Raw genomic sequence first — 21,906 nt, forward strand, 5'->3', positions numbered from 1 at the left:
TTGCCGAACATGGCGTCCCAATGGGCTTTCGCGTTCTTATCATGCGGCATACCCTACTTGTCACTCGTCACTCGTCACTCGTCACTCGTCACTCGTCACTCATCACTCATCACTCGTCACTCATCACTCCTACAATGCGTATCACCTTCTTGATCATTATGGGCATTGAGCGTCCTTCAGGGCGGCGCTATATGAACATTGCGCGTAGCCTGGTGGCTCAGGGCCATCAGGTGCGGATTTTGGCGCTGCATCCCGATCTGGCCGATTGCCCACGGCGTCGTTTTGTCCAGGATGGCGTTGAGGTCTGGTATGTGGGCCAGATGCATGCGCGCAAGACGGGGAGCCTGCCGCAACGCTTCGGGCCGCTGGAGTTGCTGCGCGTCCTCACCACTTCCACCTTCGGTATGATCTGGGGCGTGATCTGTTCACCCTCGGATTGCTACCACCTCGGCAAACCGCAGCCGATTAACGGCATGGCTGCGCTCTTGGGCATAGGCTTACTCCGGCATCAGGGGTTTTACGTAGATTGTGATGATGATGAAGTGCATGGAAACCGCTTCACGGCCCAGTGGCAGCGGGCGATCTTTGCCTTTTGGCAACACCTGCTTCCCCGCCTGGCTGAGGGGGTCACGGTCAACACCCAGCATCTCGCAGAGCAACTGGGCCAAAGCGGGGTAACGCGGAGTGTCTATGTGCCCAACGGGGTTGACGTGGCCCGCTTTCGCCTACCGGAAGCGCAACGCCTTGCAGCGTTACGTGGCGCTTTAGGGCTACAAGGGCGGCGGGTCGTGGCCTATGTGGGCAGCCTAGCATTGCAGAATCACCCGGTTGATCTGTTGCTCGAAGCGTGGCCCTTGGTGTTGGCCTCAGTGCCCACAGCGTGCCTATTGATCATTGGCGGTGGTGAAGATCTACCCAAGTTGCAGGCATGGGTAACTCGGCAGAACCTCACAGCCAGCGTGCGTTTTACAGGCCATGTGCCCCACAGTGCCGTGCCCACACTGCTATCACTGGCCGAGATGAGCGTTGATCCGGTGCATGACGACGCAGTAGCGCGGGCGCGCTCGCCGCTCAAGTTGGTAGAAAGCATGGCTTTGGGCGTGCCGGTGATCACGGGGGCGGTGGGGGATCGTGAGGCGTTGCTGGCGCACGGGCGGGCCGGGGTTTTAGTGGAACCGGGTAGCCCTACGGCGCTCGCCTCGGCGATCATCGCGCTGCTGCAGGACGATGCGCAACGCCTACGCCTGGCGGCGGCGGGGCGCGAACAGGCGCAACGCTACGCATGGGAGCGTCTGGCGCAGGCGTGGCTGGGGGTGTATAGTTAGGGTGCGCGAGGGAAACCTGGTTCCCTCGCATCCTTCATCAGTCCGAAGGGTTGTAGGGCATCGCCCTACAGATTTTTATAGTTCACCAACAAACAAACTGTCGCGCATGAAGCTATAGCGAAACGGCAGAAGTTTATGCAGGCACTTTTCATTGGTGGCATCAATGTCGTGGCATGCCAAAATAGTTCCTGGGGCAAGGAGATGGGCCATATCGGGAATATTGCGCTCGATTTCGATTGGATCATGGGTTACATCACAAAAGACCAAGCGATATGGTAAAACTGGTGCATCCCGAAAATCACAGATCACGACATGCACGAGATCAATAAGATCAAGGTTCGTGAGGTTTTCGCGGAGTACCTGGCGTGAGCCCCCCGGTGCGCGGATGATAGGCTCAACATTACGAGTAAAATCTTCCTTATCAACTACAGCTAGAGGTAGATCGGATGTTGAAGGGTAGAAAAACCCGATCTTATCTGCATAAGGACGAAAATACTCAGGTTTAAGTTTGAGATCAACCGCAACCAATGTTTTTGCTTGTGTGCTATCACGAATGCCTGAGGCGAGACAAGCGGTTGAACGACCAAGCCACGAACCAATTTCTAGGATTGGGCCAGGCAGCAGGTAGGCTAATGCGTAGAGCGTCTGCTGCTCACGGGGCGTCAGCCAACCAGGCAAGCGCATTTGGCCGCTCGGCAAGCGCATACGGGTGATTGTTTGATGCAAATGGGCGAGTGATGTACGCTTTTCGGGCGCAAGATGCTGTGATAAGCGTCGGTTATTGAAGGTAAACAAGGCATGGCGAGCAAGACGCCATCCTGTCGCACGGATAGGGCGTTGCTTTTGCATATGGATCATGGTAATAAATCCTATATTCTACGGCAAAAAGATCGTAAAGACCGTCTGGTACTGGTAGACCGCCCCTGGTTGGGGGGCATCAGCGCCAGCGATGAAGTAGGCGTGGGCGTCGAGCATAACCGCAGACGTAGTTAAGTTCACTTCATCGGGGATGCTAAACGGCTGCCAGACATCAGAGGTCTGATTATACTGAAACCCCGCTTGTTGCAGCGGATCAAAGACCAGCAGCGTGCCGGCGGGGGCAATGACCACAGGCGCTGCGCTAGGCTCTGGTAGAGGCGCAATGCTGATCCAGCGTCGCAGCGTATTATCGCCAGGATCGAGGCGCATGCTCTCGCGCAGGGGGCCATTCGCGCCTTCGCCGCCGATCAGGTAGAGGCGACCACTGACGATTATAGATCCAGCATGTTGGCGCGGTGAAGGTAGTGTAGGGCCTTCAAGCCAGCGATTGGCATCAGGATCGAAGATAAAGACCTCATCCCGAAGTGCGCTCCCGTCCCAGCCGCCCATGAGGTAGATCTGGCCATCCCAGGCGACGAGGGTGTAGCGACTGCGTGGCGCGGGTAGGGCTGGGCCTTCGCGCCATTGGCGTTCGCGGGGGTCGTAAATTTCGAGGATGTCGCGCACCTGACCATCCGCATCCTCACCGCCGGGCAGAAAAATCTGGCCCCGTAGTGTTGCCGCTTGGGCATGCTGTACGGGGGTAGGCTTCTCGCCGAGTGAAGTCCAGAGGTCGTTGGTCAGGTCGTAGCGTTCGATACTTGCACTGACTCCTTGGGCGTCACTACCGCCAAAGAGGTAGATTTCGCGTTGCAGATCGAAGGCAGCGAGGGCAAAATGATCACGCGGATTAGGCACAGGGGCACGGCTTGTCCAGCGGGATGAAGCTGTGCTGGCGACAACATCAGGCGCATCGCCAAGCTGAGGCCCTGTGGCGGTCTGTTGACGCAGGAGGGGTAGGGCAACAAGGAAGAACGCAATGACGCCAAAAACGATAATGAAGGGTAACCAGGTACGAAATTCGGTAGTGATACGGTTTGTACGTTGAGGCATAGGTGCAACTGAGGTTTGATTAGGGGCTTCAGGTTGGGAGGGTACTACAGATGCTGGTTCTGCATGTGCGGCTAGGTCGGCAGGCTCGGCCTGGGCTGATGCTCCCGTTGTTGCTTCAACCGCAGGCTCGGTGGCATCTGCTCTGGCTTCAGGCGGAACTGGCGGGGCATCAGGCTCATGAGGTGCTGAGACAAGCTCGGTTGGTGCTGCTTTGGTTTCAGATGCTTCGGCAATGAGCTTGGTTGCAGCACCGTTATGGAGTGCCACCAAACCATGGCGCAGGGCGTAGGCGGTTGCTTCGGTGCGCGAAACGACGCCAATTTTGGTAAAGATGTTCCGCAGGTGAACCTTGACGGTATTAATACTAATATTGAGTTGCAACGCGATCTGTTGGTTGGTTGCACCAGTGACAACCAGTTCGAGAATTTCGCGTTCGCGTTCGCTAATTTGGACATCATTGGTCATAGGAGCTTGGTTTCCTCGCTACAATCGTGTTGATCATAGCATGGGCTGGCTATTGCGGCAAGGTGGGGTAAGGGCGGGTAGAAAATATGTTCGTTGTCGCAAAAGAACGCAAAGAAACGCGAAAAAACTTGTTAGGGATGGTTTCAGGATATTTTACAGTTTGGCCTCCGACGGAGTGCCGACGTTAGTCGGCTGAGTTCACAAACTGCCTTTGGATGCCGACTAACGTCGGCACTCCAACTGTAAAGCGGAAAGGCTGTTTCTGAAACCATCCCTAACAAAGAGTTTTGTTCCGTCACAAGCTATAATATGGTACAGCGAGACGAGCATGTGAAGTGATGACTATGAACCAATATGCCACCAGAGGATGCCACCTGCGCCCACTCATGAGCCGGAGGTTGCTATGCATCATGCTGATCTGTGGAGTACTACTGCTGCTTGGGCAACCAGGCAAGCTCCATGCTGAAGAGGTGCTGCTGCTAGAAGCAGAGGCGGCTTTTAATGGCAATTATACGCCAGGTAGTTGGCTGCCAATTCAGGTGAACCTGAGCAATCAGGGGGTAGCGCGTGAGGTAGTAGTGGTGGCGACGGCAGGGGGGACTGGGGTACACCATAGCCAAGCCGTGGCGCTACCCGGTGGCGTTGAGGTGCAGTTGACGCTCTATGTCGCTCTAGACCACGAAACCCGGCGGCTACAGGTGCGTGTCGAGGCCCAAGAGGACGTATTGGCAAGCCAAGTGCTTGAATTGCGGCCCCGTATTGATGAACGTATGCTTGGGTTGTTGGGCGCTCAAGACCCCCAATTGCGCTTGCCGCGTCGTCAAGACCTGAGCCAACAGCCGTTCAATAGCTTTCTGCTTACCCCCGCAGAGTTTCCGGTTCATATGGCTGGGCTGAGTAGTCTGGGCTTGCTGTTGGTTCACGATCTGCCCGCAGAGGCGTTGCGGAGCGATCAGCAGCAGGCGCTCTTGGGTTGGGTGCATGCCGGGGGGCATCTGCTCATTGGTGGTGGGAGTGCAGCCGAACGGACTGCGACCAATTTGCCTGCGGCGCTGCTGCCTGCCACCTTTGGGGCGACAATACGACTTAATCCCGACCCTCTGGCTGCGTTGGCGGAAGTAGACGCTGGGCCAAGAGCGTTGACCGCGGTGCAGTTGCGCCCTTTGCCCGGCGTCCAGATCAATGGCCCAGAAACGGCCCCCGCCTGGGTCAGCCATGCAATTGGGCGCGGGCGGGTGACGCAACTCGCCTTTGATCCGGCCCAAACCGCATTGCTTGAGTGGGCCGATGCGCCCGCCTTCTGGTACCAATTGCTGCGTCCTGCCTTGCTTGTGCGTGGGCCAAATGGCATGCAGACCAGTGTTGATCCGCTGCAAGAGCAGATTCTTACGAGCAGTCTGACTAGTATGCCAGCGATCCCATTGCCACCTACCGAGCGTATCTTTGCGCTCCTCGCCCTCTACACGATTCTAATTGGCCCTGGTGTGGCGCTCCTGCTGCGCCGGATTGATCGTCAGGCTTGGGCATGGGTGGTAGTGCCAGTGGTTGCGCTCCTTGTTGGCGCAGGCGTCTTTGGCCTCGCCGTACTCATCCGCCCCGATGAGCGCCTCGTAAACCAGATCAGTCTGATCGAAGTGTTAGAACCAGGCCAGGCGCGTGTGCGTAGCTTGGTGGGCGTGCTGGTGCCCCAAGATCAGCGATTGACCCTCACGCTGAGTGATGATGCCCTCTTACGCCCGGTGCGACCCACCAGTGGAAGCTTTGGCATGATTGAAGGGGTGACGGGTGAACTACCCCAGTTTAGCCCCAGGGCCACCCTCGATGCAAAAGCATGGCGGATCCAAGGGCTCATCGCAGATCAACAGCTTGCCTTTGATGCGGTGCATGCTGAGATGGTCGTGGTGGATGGTGCCATCCAGCTTACCTTAGAGAACCGTGGTGAGCAGGCGTTGCGTGATGTGGCTGCGGTCTTTGGTGAGTATATCATCAGGCTTGGCCTTGTTGAGCCGGGCGAACAGCGGGTAGCCCGTTGGCCTACGCAAGCCTTCGGGGGGCCAGCGGCTGATCAGACCTTGAGTACCCTCGTGTTGCGCGATGAATTGGCGCTTGGACGGCGACCCGGGCAAGCGCCACCACGCGAGTTGCTGGTGCGCGAGGCGTTGATCAATGCGGCAGTTGTACGTAATGCCACCCTCACCGACGAAGGGCCACTCATCTTCGCATGGTTGGAACGCTCGCCATTGGCAATAGATGTTGCTGGGCCAGCAGCAGTGCAAACGACAAATCTGCTGGTGATGCGCCCACACATTCATGGCAGCGGCCCGCTCACGCTCCCGCGTGGCTGGCTAAAGCCCGATTGGAGCGCGTTGGAATGGGCGCGCTGCATGGGCGGTCAGGGTTGGGGCATACCCGCGCAACCAGCGCCGGTCATTGCGCCCTTGCACGTACCCCCAGGCTTGGCACTGCTCCGTGCCGAAGCGTTGACCCTCGTGCTTACGAGTGAGCGGCGTTGGCCCAATGCAGGGGTAACGACTGAACTCTATGATTGGGCGCAAGCGCGCTGGGTCGAGCAGGACTTTGAGGGGCCGGGGGAATTGCGCGTCAATTCGCCCGAAACCTACCTGCGCAACGGTCAACTGCTCGTCCGTCTCGATGGTCGCATTGGCGAAGCAACTTGCCTCTATCTCAGCGCACAGCTTGAAGGAACGTTGCCATGAAGCGCTTGGCCATGCCAATTCTTTTTAAGGAATTTGCCGTGCAGATGCGCGGTAGCCGGGTGGCACTGCTGCTGGCGATCTACGTGGGCCTGAGTAGCATCACAGCTCGCCTGCTCTACGGGGTGCTGGTCAGCCAACTGGATCGCGGCGCACCGCTGTTGAGCGCCCAAATAGGCCAGGTGTTGTTTATTGGCTTGAGCTTGGGCTTGCAGTTACTCACCATCTTCTTGGCACCTGCCTTGACCTTGCATGCCATCAGTAGCGAGTATGAACGGGGTACGGCACTGATCCTGCAAACAACGCCGATTACACCGTTGCAACTGGTGACCGGGAAACTCGTTGCAGCATTGAGCCTCTTGCTGCTCTTGCTGCTCGCCGTTGCACCAGTCTTCAGTGTCGTCTTCTTGTTTGGCGGGGTTACCATCGCCGACCTTGGACGCATGGGCGGATTGTTGCTGCTAACGGCGTTCACCGGCTGCATGTTGGGCCTCTGCTGCTCTGCGGCCACACGCCAGACCTACAGTGCTACGCTGCTCTGCTATGCTTTGCTCGTCTGTCTTGTGGGGGGAACCTTACTCGCCGCCAACATCTGGTCGTTGCTCAACGCCATGCGAGCGGCACCCGCGTACTACGTCGTAGCCAACCCGCTCTCGGCAATGGCGGCAGCCCTCGTCCCGGCCCGGCCACCGACCGATGCGTTCGTTGGCGGACTACGGCCACTGGTCTTGTTGAGCCTCTTAACCCGTGGTGCGCTTGAGACGGGCGCATTGGGGGGAACGTTGCCGCTCCACCGCGCCACCGCCGTCCTCTACGGTGCTATTTCACTCGTCCTCTTCTGGTTCACGCTCCACCTCGCGGCCCCCCGTCGGCGCTGGCGGCTGACAAAGGTTGACGCGGCGCTCTGCATGGTGTTGTTGGGCTATTTAGTATTAGTCTATGGCGCACGCGAGTGGTGGTTGGTGGGGTTGGGAATTGGCGGGGCGTAGCCTACCCCACCACTAAAATAAAAAGGGCCCATGCCACAAAATAGGCTGTGATAGCAAACAGAAGCGGCAAGATGCCAAAGCGCTGGCTGAGCCGCCAGATGGTGGCGAAGAGGAGCGCAACGGGAATGCTCAAGACGAGGGCGGTGCCGCTGATGGCATAGACATTGGTTGGATGGGGGCCAGTGAGCAGACTGGTCACGATCGTCTGGCGATCAAGGCCAACATAGGGGCGTGGGCTGAACCAGGCTAGTGGGTCGCGTACAAGGTGCAGGAGAGCCTCATACTGCCACGCAAGGCCGAGTGGCTGGCCCTGAAAGTATGCTGCTGGTTCGATCCATCCTTCAGTAATGCGTTCTACCACATAGAGTAGTGTAAACTGGTGAATAACTAGGACTATTGCGCCTACTCCAAGGGCGATATTCCACATGCGCGCTTGGGGTAGGCGTTGCAGCAAGGCGATGAGTCCAAGCACCAAGAATGGCAAGAGTTCGATAAAGTAGCGTGCGCCAAAACCGCCGCCGCTGTACCAATCACGGCGATAGCCAATCAATACCAACTGCATAGTGATGATGAGGATGGCGGCAAGACGCACGCGCCAAGCGGGAATGAAGAAGATGCCAAGCATGCCCAAGATAACGAGAGGCGACCAGTAGAGGAGACCGCGATTGGTGTGAAAGAAGATATGGAGAAGATTGGTTGGTAGCCAACTAGCAACAAACGAACCACCATCCTGCGGTAGCATGAAAAAAGTGCCGTGGAGGCGATACCATAAAGCAAGTTGCGGGGTGAGTAGTAGGCCAAAGATGGTCAGCATGATGCCAATCTGACGTACCACTGGCCAAGTTTCGCGTAGGGAGCGCTGTTTGATTGCAGGGAAGAGGTAGGCGGCAAAATAGATCGCGGGCAGAACCCCCATCAGAATGCCATTCCAGCGCGTCAGAAAACAGAGGACTAAGCCGACTCCAAAGATGGCGCCGCTCCAGCTATGCAGCGGCGCTTGTGAGCGCGTGAGATGCATAAAGCCGAGGAGCATACCCGCTGCGGCGGCGAGGCCGGTCGTGTGGGCCATCAACGGCTGACGGAACATGTAGAAGAAGAGGGGTGTTGCCCCTAAGCAGAGCAGAGTGATGAGTAGCGCTTGGTGCGGCCTTGTATAGTAGCGACAAATTTGATAGAGCAAGCCGAGACCAACCATCCCAAAAGCGAGCGAACTCACTGTTACAAAAGCGATGTAGAGGAAGCTGAAACCATCCGCATGCGCCGGATTGATCAGTAGCGTAAGGCCATGCGCTAGTAAGAAGAAGGGTGACCAGAGTAAGCTTGGCCCAAGCGGCCAGAGGCTGTGCTGTAGCCCATTACGGGTATAGGGTAGCTCGAACTGCCCAGTTTTGGTCTCGTTGCGAAAATCGAGATCACCATCAATGATTGGCGAACGAATATGCGCATAGTAAAATGAAGGATCCCACGACCAGTTGTCGGTTGGGCCAAAGAAGAGAGCCATGAACAGTATGCCGCACAACATTGTGGCTATGGCTTGAAGAGGCTTTGATTGTAGCGTCATATTTAGTGAAGATAAACCGGATGATGGGTATTATGTTACACTTCCTCCACCCCCACCACCACCACGCCCCCCAGATCGTACACCACCCGAAAACCTGTACGCCCTTCAAACATGCTGCGTTCCAAGGGGCCGCGCCCATCCACCAGGTAGATGTGGGTGATACCTTCGCTTGCAATTAACTCAAAGATGGCTTGCTCTTGCCCAGGGGTGTAGGTGATCATCGTGTCGTTGATGGCGTTGATGTGCTGTACGTAGGCCGCATCGCCATAGGTAAAGACGACGGGTGGCGCACTGACCCAGCGCTCGGCTAGGGGCATGAGCCACCAGCCTGCGTCGGCGCCTCGGCGCGCCGTTGGTAGCCACGGCGCAGCATTGACCAAGAAGCGGGCGTCAGTTGGGGTGTGCTGTTTGGCCCATGTGATCGCTGCCCGTTCCGCTGGGCTGCCGAAGACCGTGGCGCGATTAATGATGCTGGCTTGCATGGCGTGGAGGCCCCAAGCTCCGCTGCCGATGATGCTGATGAGCAGCACGATTGGCCCGAGACGGCCCAGTTTGGCGCTGTGACGCTCGTAAAGCATGACCACCCCGCCGCTGATCAGGATGGCCATGGGCACAAAGAGGCTGATGACCACGACGTCGTTGGGAATGAGCCAGAGGTAGGGCAGTTGTACCAGTTGTGGGTTGAAGAGCAGCATGCCGCCACCAATCATGATCAGGCTGACGCGGCGCGTGCTGAGCAGCAGCAGGCCCAAAGCGGGCATGAGGTAGGTCAAGAGCCAGGGGTTGGCCATGATGAGCATGAAGCCTACCCAGAGCAAGATGCTGCCGGTGGCTACGCTGCGCCGCCATAGGCCGAGCCAAGCCCCAAGCAGCGCAAGAGCAACCAAGAGGTAGTTGGCACCAACCCAGAGTAGGCCGCTGTTGAAGGCGTTGTAGCTGCCTCCACCAGCCAGCCCCCCTTCACTGCTCACCGCAGGCACCAAGGTGCGTTGCAGCAGCAGCCAGAGCCACGGCAGCGTGAGCATGATGGCGCTACCTGCGGTAGCAAGCATATAGAGTAGTGGCCTACTCAGGTTGCGCCAGGCTTGGCCCACCATCCAGACCAGTGTGAGGGCTGCGAGCAGGGCGAGGGCGAAGAGCAGGATGCGGAAATGTACCAAGCTCAACCCGGCCAAGATGAGGCCGCCGAGCAGCCAGGGGGAGGCGAAGGGGCTGGCTCTCTCCTGCGTGGTTCTTGAGGTAGAGTATTGCAGAGATAGAGAGTGTTTAACCACAGAGGCACAGAGGACACCGAGGATGTTTGTGTGAGCTTGCTCACGGTTGTCTGCCTGTCCCTCTAAAAAATCGTTAGCGCGAAAAAGTCCTGGACCGCGTCGCGTGGCTTCGACAGGCTCAGCCAGCGGCGCGGTGGCATCGACAGGCTCAGCCAGCGGCGCGGTGGCTGAGCTTGTCGAAGCCACCGCGAGGTCGCCTGCCAACCCAAGGCTTTTTCGCGCTAACAAAAAATCTCTGTGTTCTCTGTGCCTCTGTGGTGCATCGCTCTGTATCTCGCCTTGTTCAGGGATGATGCCTCTTGATTGGAAAGCTCTAGCCTTGGAAGCCTTCTCCAACCCCCAACTCCACGCTATCGCCAGCCCGGGCAGCATCAGCAGGCCGGTGAGTTGGGTGTAGCGCCCCCACGAGAGGTAGTAGGCGGGCATGAGGGAGATGCAGCCGACGATGAGCGCCGCAAGCGGTGCGGCTAGGGGGCGTCGCCACATGTGGTAGGCCAGTGCCGCGACGGTGAGCGCTTGCAGGGCGTTGAGCAGTTGCCCGCTGATCAGCATGGTCTCAAGGATGTCGAGGCCGCTGATGCGCAACAGGTTGGCAATGAAGACGTGGTAGCCCCAGTGGTAGGGCAGGTCTTCTACGGGTAGGTAGGGTTGCAATGAAGTCGGGGCGCTGCCTGTTTCAGCGGCGATGCGGATGAGCAGCGCGTGGTGTACCGAATCAACCCAGGGCGGGAAGGTGAGGCTGCTGATGTCATGCAGCCGCGCTCCAATGGTGATCAGCACAATGACTATGGTTATACCATTTACGATTGTAGATTGCCGATTGCCGAATGCCGAACATGGCGTCCCAATAGGCTTTCGCGTTCTTGATAATGCGGCATGTTCAGGGGTAATTGGTGTTAGCAGGGTGTCCCAAGTATCCCTATGCGGACTCCAGGGGACAGCGAGGTCGCGCCAAGCGGCTACGAGGGCACCGGCGCTCATGAGGCCGCAGCCGAGCCAGAGGGCGCTGGTGCTGAGGCTCAGGCCAGTCGCCCAGAGCCATTGGTAGAGTAGGGCGTTGAGGCTGAGGCTGAGGGCAAGCCAGACGGCGCTACGCACGAGTAGTGGCGGGCGCGTCGCTGGGAGCAGCCGTTCCACAAGGTAGCCTGGTACAAAGAGGAGCAGCAGGCAGAGGAATATTAGGCGTAGGCTGGGATCGGCGAGTGCGCCTACAAGTGCAATGCCGCTGCCTACAAGCAACAGGCGTTGGCATGGTGAGGTGTGCATTGGCTCTTGGTGGCGTTGCTGTTATGCCATTTCAGATTGTAGATTGTAGATTGTAGATTGTAGATTGCCGAACATGGTGTCCCAATGAGCTTTCGCGTTCTTGATAATGCGCATGTTTAATGGTCATTCGCATTATGCCAAGCCATACCTCTGCATAAACAGGCCCAGCCAATCCTCATGGCGACCCGTCGCACGAATGGCGGCGACTAGCTGCTGTACGCTGATCGCGGTGACACGCTGGCGCATCTCTGCGGGCAGTTTGGCCTGCAACAACGGGAAGAGGCTGAGCGGCGCACCCATAAAGACCGGGCTGCGCTCATCGTGGAGCAGCACAAAGTTACCGCCGTAGTAGAGCGCAAAGAGCAGTTCGCGGAAGAATTGGTAGTTGCATGTCAGGGGGCACTGCTCACCTCCGCGCAGGGCGTCGGTCAGCAGACCATGCTCCTCCATGCGCTGCCAATAGAGGTAGCCCTTTTCGTATAGCTTGCACTGCATGAGATCGCCCAGCGGATTGTTGCCATCAACCGTGCACTCGCCATTGGCAAAGAGGCCGCAATTGCCAAAGCCGCCCTCGGTCAGTTTCACCTCTACACAGATCGGTCCGCAGTCGGCGGGAGCGCCGTTGATGACGAGATCGATTGAGGTTGGTTGGCCACGCTGTTCATTGAAGACAACGCGGTTCTCGACTTCAAGCGCGGCCTGCGGCTGGCGCGGCCACGGCAGGCCCGCCGCCGTCACTACCGCCTCCAGTGGCGCGAGGTCGTTGCGTGCCAGCAGCGGGCCAAGCAGGTTGAAGGCCATGGCTTGGCTACTCGCCCCATTGCCAACATCGCGGTGGAGCGCAAAGGAGCAGCGCCGCCCGGCGTTGGCATCAGCAAGCTCTTGGGCAATATAGGCGCGCACTTCGGGCAGAATCAGATTGTGTTGCCAATCGGTATCGCTCGCCAGCCGATGGGGATACTTGGGATCGGTCGGTAGCCCGTGGCGAGTAAACCAAGCAACGGTAGCCGCACGCACTTCGGTACTGAGATTTTGTAGTGATGGGTAGGGCATGACTCTCTTCCCTTCGGATTCTGGAAGAATGGGAGGGAACCAGGTTCCCTCCCATTCCCTCTCGCTATGCTACTTGGTCGTGCGCCAGAGCGCCAACATTTCCTCCAGCGAGCAATCGGCGATCTTGCGCCCTTGGGCAGTGATCTGCGCTTCAAAGGCGCTGAAGCGACGCCTAAACTTGGCGTTGGCATCGTGAAGCGCGTGTTCGGCATCAAACTTGAGCCAGTCGGCCAAGCGGGTAAGCACAAAGAGCAGGTCGCCAAACTCTTCGGCGCAGTGGGCCGTGTCGCCCGCCGCTGCTGCTTGGGCCAACTCCTCCAACTCCTCGTGCAGTTTGGCCCACACCTGCTGCTGTGTCGCCCAGTTGAAGCCGCTGCGCGCCGCTTTGCGCCCCAGCGCTTGGGCGGCGGCAAGGGCGGGCAGACCGGGCGGAACGCCCTCAAGCGCACTCGTGCGCGCCCGCCCCTTGGCAGCCAACTCAGCCGCCTTAATCTGCTCCCAGGTAGGCCGCACCGTCTCAGCATCAGATTCCGCGAGCGTCCCAAAGACGTGGGGGTGGCGGCGGATGAGCTTGCTACTCGCCTGCGCCAAGACATCCTCAAGTGCAAAGTGGCCCCCTTGGCGCGCCATTTCACTGTGAGCCATAATGTTGATCAGCAGATCGCCCAGTTCCTCACTGAGCGCAGGCAGATCGCGGTTGCCTAGTGCTTCAAGCACCTCGTGGGCCTCTTCGAGCAGAGTGGTGCGTAGCGCCTGGTGGCTCTGGCGGACATCCCAGGGGCAACCTGCCGGGCCCAACAAGCGCGTCATAACCCAGCGCAGCGTCTCGGCCCCACGGAGGTCGGCGGCGAGCGTTAGGGGCGGCAGGTAACAGAGGATCGTCTGTTGTGCGGGGGCCTGAACGTGCGCTAGTTCGCCCAAGGCCAACTCAGTGGTTGCCACTGCTACTCCAGCCGTATCAAGGCTGGCCACCTGCACGCCGTGGGCTTGGGGGTAGCGCGTTGTGAGCAGCGCGACCAGGTGTTGTGCCACGGAGGGTGCGCCAGCGCGCCACCAGAGCAGCGCGGGCACCATCGGCTGGAGCGGAAAGGGCACCACCGGCGGGGCATAGATCCCCAAGCCCTGCGTCTCAACCCACGGGCGCACAGCACCCTCCGGCGCGGCTGTCGGCACATCAGGCGGGCGTGCCGCCGCCACCAGCGCCGCACCCTCCCAGAGTTGCAGCCCGGCGTGGGCCTCTAGCCCGAAAAGGGGGCTTGCAAGATCAAGGAGTTGGCTATGAGTTAAAGAGTGTGTTGAGGATTTCATACACCTATGGAATACCAAGTAGAGCAACGATCTCGTGTAAGACTTCGGCTAACGTTGGTGCAACACCTTCAATTATACCTTCGGGTGTGTGCTTGTGTTCGCGTGTGCCCAACTGTGGTCGGTGCAGTGCATTATCATAACGAAAGCGTAATTGCTGCACGGCATCTTGGTAGTGGTAGCTATACATCTCGCGTTGCACTTGCGTACCAGCAACACTCAGGTATTCACGCAGAAACAAGATTGAACCATCCTGAAACGTGATCGAGCCAGCGAGATAGCCCTGTCCACCGGCACGGGTCTCCATATTGATCTGGCTATGTAGCACAATACGAGATGTCGTATACAATTCAAGGAGGTGTGTTATTTGGTGATAGTATGCCTCAATCACGGTAGGTTATCCCGCGCAATTGCTGAAGTTTTGCTTCAAGATCGCGCACAAGGCAATATTCTCCTGCCCATTGGACATACTCATCATCACCGCCAGCGAGATCTTCAGCAGCCATAGAGGTCATAAAATAGTCAGATGTGGTGCCATACTTCTGCTCAAATGGAATCAGACGTCGTTGTGCCAATGTGAGCGCCAGTTCCAAGTGTGCAATTTCACGTTGAATGGCGATTTCAATTAAAGAGCGCACTTGGTGTGCATTATCGTCTGTCTCTACGTAAATTGTTGTCATGATGTTACCCCATAAAATCCGTTGTTGGGGCGTAGCACCCAATTTCTCGGAGGCTACACCCCTACATTCCCTGCGGGAAGGGCAGCGGCACATCATTCGGATTAAAATTGGGTGCCAGTTGCAACTCGCCACTGGCTTCGGCATTGCGCCGCAGTTCTTCGTACCAGGGCATGAAGGTCTGCTCAAAGTAGAACTGCGCGTTCGGAGTGGTACTCAAATGCTCAAAGCTCTCGAAGGGGCGCTGCTCGTCGCGGCCTAGCACCTCAATGATATGGGCTCCGATGCGGCTCACGACGAGGGTGGGGGTGTTGAGCGGAGCGCTCGCAACCGCCTCATCATACTCCGGCACATAGGTACCCTCGGTATGCCACCCGCGATCGCCCCCCTGTTCAGCCGACATGGTATCGAGCGAATGGCGGCGCGCCAAGGTAGCAAAATCGGCCCCGGCCTCCAACTCGGCCAGCAACTCCTCGGCTGTAGCCTGATCTGCCACAAAGATCTGGCGTGTCCAACTCATCGGGGCGTGGGTTTGGCTCACCATCACCGCCAAGACGACCTGCTCCTGGGCGCTCTGCACGCGCACATCGGTCATCGCCTCTAAGGGCCGCTCGGGGTCGCGGAAGGTCATGCTAAAGACCTGCTGATCAAGGCTGGCAGCATCAACACCAAGGCCGTGCTGACGGGCATAGCGTTGCAGTAACAAATCTTGGAGCATGCGGTCAAAGATCTGGTTCCGAATATCAAAATCATTTGCCAACGCCTCAATCTCGGCCCGTGACTGGCCCTGATCGAGCATCATGGCCAAATCTTGCCCAATATCGGCCTGCATACGTTGGGTGAAATCGGCCACGGTATAGGCTTGGCCATCAAGGCGAAAGATCACCGGACTCGTGGGATCAGGCATGAGCGCCTGGCCATGCTGGGTACTCTGGCAGCCCGCGAGCAGCAGCAGGGTGAGTAGCAGAGTGACGATACGCACCGTTCATACTCCATGAGGTAGGAAATAGGAAACGAGGAGAGAGGAAATAGGCAAGAAAACCTGTGAGGTCTAGCGAAAGCGCACTAGAATGCCATGTTCGACTACTTACTACTTACTATTTACTATTTACTATTTACTCCTTAATTCCCTCCCCCATCCTCACCAAGCGAAAGGATCGCCATAAAGGCTTCTTGGGGGATCTCGACGTTGCCCACCATCTTCATGCGCCTTTTGCCCTCTTTTTGCTTCTCCAGCAGCTTGCGTTTCCGGGAAATATCGCCGCCGTAGCATTTCGCCAAGACATCCTTACGCATCGCACGCACAGTTTCGCGGGCGATCACCTTGCTACCAACGGCGGCTTGGATGGGCACTTCAAACATTTGGCGCGGAATGAGTTTGCGGAGCCGTTCGACCAGATCGCGGCCACGCTGGTAGGCAAAGTCGCGGTGGGCAATCAGCGAGAGGGCGTCAACCGGGGCTTGGTTGACGAGAACATCCAATTTGACCAGATCGGCCTCTTGGTAGCCTGCCAGGCTATAATCGAGCGAGGCATAGCCTTGGGTGCGGCTCTTGAGCTGATCGTAGAAATCAATCACAATCTCGGCGAGGGGCATGCGGTACTTGAGTTGCACACGAGTGGGATCGAGGTAGTCCATGGTGTCAAAGATCCCGCGCCGCGTCGTCACCAGATCCATGATCGTCCCAATGTAGCGTGCAGGCGCAATCACCCCAATCTGCACCACCGGCTCCTCAATCGAGCCAATCTTGCTCACTTCGGGCATCTCGGAGGGGTTAGAGACCGTAATGATCTCGCCGTCGGTACGGAGCACTTGGTATTCAACACTAGGCGCGGTGATGAGCAGATCAAGATTGTACTCCCGCTCCAGCCGTTCGCGCACAATCTCCATGTGCAGCAGCCCCAAGAAGCCGCAGCGGAAGCCGAAACCAAGTGCCGCCGAGCTTTCGGGCAGGTAGGAGAGGGCCGCATCATTGAGCTTCAGCTTCTCGAGGGCGTCGCGCAACTCAGGATAGGCGTTGCTATCCACCGGATAGAGGCCCGCAAAGACCATCGGCTTGGCCGGGCGATAGCCGGGCAGCGCCTCGATGGAGGGCAGACTCGCCAGGGTGACCGTATCACCCACCTGGCACTCCTCTACCGTCTTGAGGCCAGTCGCAATATAGCCCACTTCGCCCGTGACCAGGGCCGACAGTGCTTGCATAGCCGGACGGAAGCAGCCCAACTCCAACGTCTCGGTGACGGCACCTGTCCCAACGAATTTCACCTTCGCCCCCGACTCGAAGGCACCATCAAACACGCGCACAGCGGCAATGACGCCCTTATAGGCATCATAGTGGCTATCGAAAATCAGAGCGCGGGCGGGGCGTTTGATCTGGCCGTGAGGCGGCGGCACACGGGTCACAATCGCCTCAAGAATCTCCGGCACACCCACGCCCTCTTTGGCCGAAGCCATGATCGATTCTTCAGCCGCAATCCCAATCACCTTTTCGATCTCTTCGGCCACCTCTTCGGGATGGGCTCCGGGCAGATCGATCTTATTGATCACCGGAATAATCGCCAGATCGTGTTCGAGGGCCAAATAGACATTCGCCAGAGTTTGGGCCTCGATCCCCTGAGCGGCATCAACCACCAAGAGGGCACCTTCGCAGGCAGCGAGGGAGCGACCAACCTCATAGTTAAAGTCTACGTGGCCGGGGGTATCGATCAGATTGAGCATATAGAGTTCACCATCAGCAGCGCGGTAGTGCATACGTACCGCCTTCAGCTTAATGGTAATCCCGCGTTCGCGCTCAAGATCCATCGAATCGAGATGCTGCTCACGGCGTTCACGCTCAGTAACCGTACTGGTCATCTGGAGCAAACGATCCGAAAGCGTCGTCTTGCCGTGGTCAACGTGGGCAATGATACAGAAGTTACGAATACGATCCTGATCTAACATAGGTTAAGCTCCAGGCCGGGTGGCCCGGCGCGGATGTAGAGAGTCGAGCAGAGATTCCGAGCGTTGCACCACAGCGGCACCGAGGGCACAGAGTTTGGGACGAAGGCAGCGCCAATAATGGCACTTGCTGCATCACCCACGTCTCTGTGTACTCTGTGTCTCTGTGGTGCAATACTCTGTAGCTCTTCAAGAACGCTATAGCCGTTGTGCAGTATACCATGAGGTTGTAGGGTTCATGGGGCGAGCCCTAGCGCGACCATTGACAGGCCACAAGGGATGGGGTATACTCGCCATACTGCGACCCTGTAGCTCAATCGGATAGAGCGTCAGCCTCCGGAGCTGAAGGTTGGTGGTTCGAGCCCACTCAGGGTCGCCATAATATCCTCTTTCTGATTTTCAGAAGCGCCAAAAGGCCCGTAACAAACGTTCAGCTTACCCCCGGTTTTGCCGGGGGTTCAATTTTTAAGGCCCATAACAAACGTTCAGCTTACCCCCGGCAAAACCGGGGGTTTGATTTTTTAGGCTCATCGGCAAAAGCCGCCCGGCGCAACGCAGCAAGTTCGCCACAACCCTGCGAGCGGGGAAAGATTTTGCCCGGATTGAAGAGATCGTAGGGATCAAAACTTTGGTGCAGGCCCGCCATTGCCGCCAAATCTTCCGTGCTGAAGAGGAGAGTTGCGCATTCGCGTTCTTGAAAAAGATCCAATGTTGATCGGCAACTTGCTGATGCTGCGTGCTACAGTCAGAATCGTACCAAAAGAACGCGAACGCCCATTGAGACACCATGTTCAACAATCTCCAATCTCCAATCTGCAATGGTATTACCTTTGAACATACCGCACCATCAAGAACGCGAACGCCCATTGAGACACCATGTTCAACAATCTACAATCAACAATCTACAATCAACAATCTACAATCTACAATCTACCCAAGGAGGCCCACCATGTTCCGTCGCTTCGGCCATGCCACGCTCTTGCTCGCCATCGTCTTCGCGCTGCTATCGGTTGCAAGGTTAAGCCACGCCAACCCAGGCGAGGGCGAGGTGGGCGAACCGATCCACCTCTACCCAGCGGCTACGCTGACCCAAGAAGATCGAGATGAGGGGGAGGTGCTACACCCCAACTCCACCATCTCCGAGATGGCGCTCTACCCCGAGAACTTCAATGGTCGCACAGCGATCATCATTAGCGCATGTGCTGACGTACCCAATTTTCAGTTACGCTCATCGATGGATGGGCCGGGCGGCTTTGTCAGTGAACTCTTCCTGCGCTCCACCAGATGCCCGCCCACCGGCGGGTGGCGGGCGGTGGTTGACGCAGTACCCGGCCAGGTCTTCACCGTTTACGGCTATGCCAGCGAAACCCCCCTCTCGGAAGCGGAATTCATGCAGCGAGCGGCGCGCTGGCGCGTCACAGTGACCGGACTGGCACGGATCAATGCGGAGCGGATCGCGCCACTCACCGTCCCAGCGGCCAATATGGAAGAGCCAGCCGACTGGGCCACGGTGCAGGGTACGATCACCGTGCGCGGCTGGGCGATCAATGCGGCTTCGTGGAATGGATCAGGTGTGGATCAAGTGCAGATCTACAGTGGTGGCCAATTGCTTGGCACAGCCAACTACGGCATCCACCGCCCCGACGTGGGCGCAGCCTACAAGGACTCACGCTTCAACAACTCCGGCTACTCCTACCAACTCGATACCACGCGGCTCTCTAATGGCTCCCATGTGATCCAGGCGCGCTACCGTAGCACTATTGATGACACATGGCATCTGGTAGAGCGGGGGATTCATGTGAGTAACCCTACGCCGGAGCCGGAGCCAGAGCCGGAGCCACAGCCAGAACCAGAGCCGCAGCCTGATGGCCCAATTGCCTTCTACCCCGAGATCTTCAATGGTCGCACGGCAATTGGTGTCTCGGTATGTGCCAATGTACCCAATTTTCAGTTGCGCTCATCTATGGATGGGCCAGGGGGTTTCGTGAGTGAACTCTTCGTGCGTTCAACCAGTTGCCCTCCACGTTATGGCAATCGGTGGCGGGCGGTGGTTGATGCCGTGCCTGGCCAAGTCTTCACCGTCTATGTATGGTTCAGCGAACAACCGCTCTCCGAAACAGCCTTTATGCAGCGAGCGGCACGCTTTACGGTGAGCGTACCTAGCGAAGGGGATATTGACTATGAGCAGCAGTTGGTCACGGTGCCCCGGGCTGCAATTGAGTCCCCCAACGCAGGGGCGAATGTAGCAGGCAGCATCACAGTACGCGGCTGGGCGCTTGATGCAGCCTCATTAGACGGCCCAGGCGTTGATCGAGTGGAGGTCTACATTGGCGATGAGCGTCTTGGCCGGGCCAACTATGGTCTTGCACGGCCAGATATCGGCAACACCTACAGCGACTCACGCTACAACAACTCGGGCTACTCCTTTGAGCTTGATACCACCGCGTTGAGCAATGGCTCACATGTGTTGCGCGTGCGTTACCGCAGCACCCTGAGTAGTGCATGGCACATTGAGGAGCGGACGATCAATGTTAATAATGCAGCCTCCTCACCTAGCGCACTTGAAGTCTATACTGAACCAAACTTTGCAGGTACTCGGTGTTATTCCAATGAGCCTATGGCAGCGAATATTCACACATCTTGCAGGAATATCATTTCTTCAGTTCGGCTTCAGGCTGGTTGGTCAGTGCGTGTTTATCGTGATCTCAATCAACAAGGGCCAAGTCGTTGTTTAAATAGTAGCGATGATAACTTGAGTGATAACACCTTCGAGGATGGTTCACCACTCAATAATGCCATTGCTTCGTTTAGGCTATTTAACACGGCCAATTGTAATCAAACAACGCCGCCACCAAATCAGGCACCCAACCAGCCCATCCTTGTTGCTCCAGCCAATGCAGTGGTTACGAATAACAACACCGTTGCGCTCCAAGTGCGGGATGGTGGCGATCCAGATAATGGTCCCCGTGACTACCGCGAATTCCGCTTTCAGATCGAGCGCATTGGCCCCTCTTGGCAACAGACATCATCATGGCGAGGAAATCAATGGGCGGTGAACCTCCCAGCGTTTGGATTGTATCGTTGGCGTGCCCAGGCAAATGATGGTGATTTGGCGAGTCCATGGACTGGTTGGCGTACTATTGTGTTCTCACCAGCGTTGCCAGTTCCTGCACCAGTTCCTCCAGCACCCCAGCCGAACATGTGGAATGTGCCATATTTCTGGCAAGGCAATCCGCTATGGGGAAATAACCGTATTGGTGATTGTAACGGCAACATCAGGAATATTGGTTGTGCGCTCACATCACTTGCGATGATCTTCCAATACTACGGCGCTAATCATAATCCTGGAACACTCAATACATGTATGGGCGCTCCAGCCTGCCCATTGTACTGGGGGCACTCAAAGGTCAATGAGTGTAGTGCGGGCAAGGTACGTTTTGTCGAATGGCCATCATTCAGTTATAACCGGCTTGATCAAGAGCTGGCCAAGGGGCCGGTGATTTTGCAAATCAGCAATCACAATCTCATGCACTTCGTTGTTGTCTTGGGCGGACGAGGTGGTAATCCGAGCAACTATACGGTTCATGACCCCGGTATTCAGATGGGCGCACGCACGACCCTGAGTAGTGCGTTGGCACTCCAAAACTACCAACCTCATAGTATGCGCCTCTACACGGGTACTCCTGCTGTCGCTGGAGTGCAGCTTCAAGATGAAGCTCTACCCGCTTTCGTTAATCCAACCCCAGCGGAGGATGAGGTTATCACTGGAACAATAGTTCTCTACCGTAATACTGAAACAGAGATGACCCTGCGCCTCGCTGCCACAAGTAATGCGGGCGACGTGACCGAGATGCAAATCTGGACAGATCAGGAAGAGAACGAGACATGGCAACCTTTCGCGGAATTTGTTGAGGTGCCATTGCATAACACCTTTGCTGTCCGTTATCGCGATGCCGATGGCAATGTATCGTCCACCATCACTACGGGTGTGCCAGTCGCAACAGAGAGTATCCAAAGCGTGATGCACAATGTGTATCTGCCCCTCGTGCGCCGCTAGTGTACATGCGTTGGGTGCAACACAGTTGCTCAAAAAACCACGACGCCTTCGCCTCTTTCCTGCCACACGATCTCATTAATAGAGCGGAATCAAGCGACCTGCTAGGTGTGCGCCGTGCAGCCACTCAGTGGTATGGAATACATCCTCACGGCGCACACCTGGCAGGTCTTAGGGCACGACCGGCTCATGCATCCTCACGGCGCACACCTGGCAGGTCTGGGGCACCAACCGCCCCATTCTCTAACCGTGCTGCACCAACCACTGTTCGAGATCATCGCGGCTGGTGAATACCGTGCAATCTCCAATCTCCAATCTCCAATCTCCAATCTCCAATCTCCAATCTCCAATCTCCAATCTCCAATCTCCAATCTC

General features: G+C 57.2%; 15 protein-coding genes and 1 tRNA gene. 6 read left to right on the plus strand and 10 right to left on the minus strand.

Annotated features, from left to right (window positions below; translation table 11 throughout):
* The first annotated feature begins 134 nt into the window (after window positions 1-134).
* Window positions 135-1,325, plus strand: a complete 1,191-nt coding sequence (locus tag CJ255_RS06500) for a glycosyltransferase family 4 protein (RefSeq protein WP_165774591.1) — start codon at window positions 135-137, stop codon at window positions 1,323-1,325.
* A gap of 75 nt (window positions 1,326-1,400) precedes the next feature.
* Here the strand turns inward: CJ255_RS06500 and CJ255_RS06505 are convergent, their stop codons facing one another.
* Window positions 1,401-2,183: a class I SAM-dependent methyltransferase gene (locus CJ255_RS06505; RefSeq protein WP_097643281.1), complete on the minus strand. Its 783-nt coding sequence runs from the start codon at window positions 2,181-2,183 to the stop codon at window positions 1,401-1,403.
* 18 nt (window positions 2,184-2,201) lie between these two features.
* A complete protein-coding gene (locus CJ255_RS06510; RefSeq protein ID WP_097643282.1) occupies window positions 2,202-3,701 on the minus strand; it encodes a Kelch repeat-containing protein in 1,500 nt (499 codons plus the stop codon).
* 338 nt (window positions 3,702-4,039) lie between these two features.
* Between CJ255_RS06510 and CJ255_RS06515 the strand changes: the two genes are divergently transcribed.
* A complete protein-coding gene (locus CJ255_RS06515) occupies window positions 4,040-6,418 on the plus strand; it encodes a DUF8815 domain-containing protein (protein ID WP_124681840.1) in 2,379 nt (792 codons plus the stop codon).
* Complete coding sequence (locus CJ255_RS06520; RefSeq protein ID WP_097643284.1) at window positions 6,415-7,404, plus strand: ABC transporter permease; 990 nt, start codon at window positions 6,415-6,417, stop codon at window positions 7,402-7,404. The genes CJ255_RS06515 and CJ255_RS06520 overlap by 4 nt, the downstream gene beginning before the upstream one ends.
* A 1-nt stretch (window position 7,405) precedes the next feature.
* Here the strand turns inward: CJ255_RS06520 and CJ255_RS06525 are convergent, their stop codons facing one another.
* The 8 genes from CJ255_RS06525 to lepA form a co-directional block, all read right to left on the minus strand.
* Window positions 7,406-8,905, minus strand: coding sequence for a hypothetical protein (locus CJ255_RS06525; protein WP_097643285.1), 1,500 nt, complete (start codon window positions 8,903-8,905; stop codon window positions 7,406-7,408).
* Between the two features lie 95 nt (window positions 8,906-9,000).
* Window positions 9,001-11,505 carry a hypothetical protein gene (locus tag CJ255_RS06530; protein ID WP_097643286.1) on the minus strand — a complete coding sequence of 835 codons (2,505 nt, stop codon included), beginning with the start codon at window positions 11,503-11,505 and terminating at the stop codon, window positions 9,001-9,003.
* Window positions 11,506-11,637: 132 nt separating this feature from the next.
* On the minus strand, window positions 11,638-12,558 hold the full coding sequence (locus tag CJ255_RS06535) for a PGN_0703 family putative restriction endonuclease (protein ID WP_097643287.1): 921 nt from the start codon (window positions 12,556-12,558) through the stop codon (window positions 11,638-11,640).
* Between the two features lie 69 nt (window positions 12,559-12,627).
* On the minus strand, window positions 12,628-13,866 hold the full coding sequence (mazG, locus tag CJ255_RS06540; protein WP_097643288.1) for a nucleoside triphosphate pyrophosphohydrolase: 1,239 nt from the start codon (window positions 13,864-13,866) through the stop codon (window positions 12,628-12,630).
* Between the two features lie 4 nt (window positions 13,867-13,870).
* A complete protein-coding gene (locus CJ255_RS06545) occupies window positions 13,871-14,254 on the minus strand; it encodes a toxin-antitoxin system TumE family protein (RefSeq protein WP_097643289.1) in 384 nt (127 codons plus the stop codon).
* A complete protein-coding gene (locus tag CJ255_RS06550; RefSeq protein WP_097643290.1) occupies window positions 14,247-14,543 on the minus strand; it encodes a hypothetical protein in 297 nt (98 codons plus the stop codon). Before CJ255_RS06550 ends, CJ255_RS06545 begins: the two co-directional genes overlap by 8 nt.
* Window positions 14,544-14,604: 61 nt before the next feature.
* Window positions 14,605-15,522 carry a peptidylprolyl isomerase gene (locus CJ255_RS06555; RefSeq protein ID WP_245863223.1) on the minus strand — a complete coding sequence of 306 codons (918 nt, stop codon included), beginning with the start codon at window positions 15,520-15,522 and terminating at the stop codon, window positions 14,605-14,607.
* Between the two features lie 140 nt (window positions 15,523-15,662).
* Complete coding sequence (gene lepA / locus CJ255_RS06560) at window positions 15,663-17,480, minus strand: translation elongation factor 4 (RefSeq protein ID WP_097643291.1); 1,818 nt, start codon at window positions 17,478-17,480, stop codon at window positions 15,663-15,665.
* Between the two features lie 299 nt (window positions 17,481-17,779).
* On the opposite strand from lepA, the gene CJ255_RS06565 reads away from it, so the two are divergent.
* From CJ255_RS06565 to CJ255_RS23375, 3 genes are all read left to right on the plus strand, one after another.
* A tRNA-Arg gene (locus CJ255_RS06565) sits at window positions 17,780-17,856 on the plus strand.
* A gap of 408 nt (window positions 17,857-18,264) precedes the next feature.
* Window positions 18,265-21,534, plus strand: a complete 3,270-nt coding sequence (locus tag CJ255_RS06575; RefSeq protein ID WP_097643292.1) for an Ig-like domain-containing protein — start codon at window positions 18,265-18,267, stop codon at window positions 21,532-21,534.
* A gap of 114 nt (window positions 21,535-21,648) precedes the next feature.
* On the plus strand, window positions 21,649-21,906 hold a 258-nt coding region (locus tag CJ255_RS23375; protein WP_217352417.1), incomplete at its 3' end, for a hypothetical protein.

This window comes from Candidatus Viridilinea mediisalina, assembly GCF_002532535.1.
GTDB lineage: Bacteria > Chloroflexota > Chloroflexia > Chloroflexales > Chloroflexaceae > Viridilinea > Viridilinea mediisalina.